This is a genomic window from Peribacillus sp. P4_C12 (assembly GCF_056402095.1).
In genome coordinates, this window is sequence record NZ_JBFUIB010000806.1 from 1 (window position 1) to 1332 (window position 1332).

The window sequence follows — 1332 nt, forward strand, 5'->3', positions numbered from 1 at the left end:
ACCTAATTCATGTGCCAAGGTTAAAACATTGGTAATTCTACCACCATATGTCATAAAAACTCTTGATTCTCCTGAAAGTGGGAACCCCGCACAAAACGCAACAGTTGATTTATTTGGACGATCTTCAGCCTCTATCCAACCTTTATCAAATGCCTGCCGAGAAAAACTTTCTAATTCCGTTCCAAATTGACTAAAATGCTCCAAAATAAAATCGACAGCATCTTCATATTTTATCTTTTGATTACCTTTTGTAACAGGAGCCCAAAAGTTATACGAATGCATTTTTTCATCGCCATTCATTTTTGCTTTTTGATTTAGGTAATTTGTAAAAGGTTTTTTGTATTTACTTACGGCTTTCCACATTGCATTCAGTGTTTCCTCTTTGATGCGATTTTCAATCAAAGGAACTTTTAGTATATTTTCTAATCCTCGTTTTTTGTACACTTGTAATCGGAAACCTGCGATATGATTCAGTATTTTGGCAAATAGTTCTTCTTGCTCGTTCCATTTATCTTCCAAAGCCCTATGAGATTCTTTGCGAACCTCTTCATCAGGGTGTGAACGTAAATTTATCGCTTGACCAACAGATAATTCACTTTTTTCTCCGTCGATTTGAACATTAACTCTAATACTATTAACAAGTGAATTATAAAACTGCCCCCAAGCATGATAACCATCTACCATCAGATCTGAAACTAAACTTTCTACTTCATCTGAAAGATGCATCTCGGCTTTTTTACGCCATTCATTAAGTATGAACTTATAGTTATTTAAAACCTCAGTATCTAGTATACCTTCCCACAAATGTTGATTTGTGTTTACAAGTACTTTTTGTACTTTTTTAAAAGCAGACTCAAAACGAGCATTTATAGAAGATGTTTTTCCTCGTAGTGTTGTAGCATTTTGATCCTTTGGGTTTTGTGCAAGAAGACAGGTTATAAAAGAATTGGCTTGTGATAGGTTCATTCGAATGTCTATTATGTATTCAATAATATCTACAACTTTTAATGATTCATTTAATTCTTTTGGAGTATGAAAAAATTTCAATTTTTCTTCAAATTTAGAAACTTTGATTTCCAATTGTTTAAATGTTCACGAAATTGAGATGATTGGCTCCCATCTGGAAACAATTTATCCAAGTTCCATACTTGCAGATACTCTGTTTCTTTCATTTGTTTGCCCCCTAAAAATTTTAATACTAAGGTTCCTTAATAAAACGTACATTCTCAGTTTATCAAACTAAGGAATATTATGGGGGTTCTTTAACTAATCTGCCCTGATAGTTGCATAAAATCGAGTAGGAGGAGGCGCCTAGCCTCCGACCTCTCACAC

General features: G+C 33.9%; 2 protein-coding genes. Both read right to left on the reverse strand.

The window, feature by feature from the left end; all coding sequences use genetic code 11:
• Positions 1-1080 (reverse strand): M3 family metallopeptidase (locus AC1DUW_RS29155; RefSeq protein ID WP_477644231.1); only part of this gene is annotated, 1080 nt, incomplete at its 3' end.
• Positions 1044-1172 (reverse strand): hypothetical protein, encoded by a 129-nt coding sequence (locus AC1DUW_RS29160; RefSeq protein WP_269083734.1) that lies wholly within the window; start codon positions 1170-1172, stop codon positions 1044-1046. The genes AC1DUW_RS29160 and AC1DUW_RS29155, both read right to left, overlap by 37 nt.
• Positions 1173-1332 lie beyond the last annotated feature (160 nt).